1 protein-coding gene is annotated in these 512 nt (G+C 29.1%); it reads right to left on the bottom strand.

Annotated elements, in window-relative coordinates; translation table 11 throughout:
• Nucleotides 1-512, bottom strand: a 512-nt coding sequence (locus GBG18_RS15470) for a hypothetical protein (protein ID WP_193311193.1), incomplete at both ends; no start/stop codon positions are given.

Here is a 512-nt window from a genome sequence, read left to right on the forward strand (position 1 = left end):
AGTTTACACTACTTTCAGCGTTATTAATATATTCATCTTCACCTGTTTTAATAGTAATAGTTGGTTTAGTATCAACCACAACTGGTTTAGCTAAATCAATAGATTTAGTATATCCTCCATTAGCAGTATAATTTGTTGTAACCGTATATCTTCCATCGGCTAAATCAGGCATATTTGTACTATTTAAAGACCAATCCCCTGTTGTATTTATCATTGGTAAGTTACTATTTACTGTTATTTCTTGTCCTGTATCTATATTTCTAAATACAATAGAAGTTATTTGCAATCCTGTTAAATTAGAAGGATTTGAGATTGTACCAGAAAGTGTATATGAAGATTTTTCATTTAATGATACAATATTATCGTCTCCTATATTATCCCAAGTAATAGTAGAAGTTAAATCTTTAAATCCAAAAACTTGAGCTAAGGTAATATTTTTAACTCCTGTTAATGTTACTGTATATATATCCCCGGCAGCAGTTGATAAACCATTTGAATCAAAGGTTATTACA

It is taken from the genome of Poseidonibacter ostreae, assembly GCF_009208075.1.
Classification (GTDB): Bacteria; Campylobacterota; Campylobacteria; order Campylobacterales; family Arcobacteraceae; genus Poseidonibacter; species Poseidonibacter ostreae.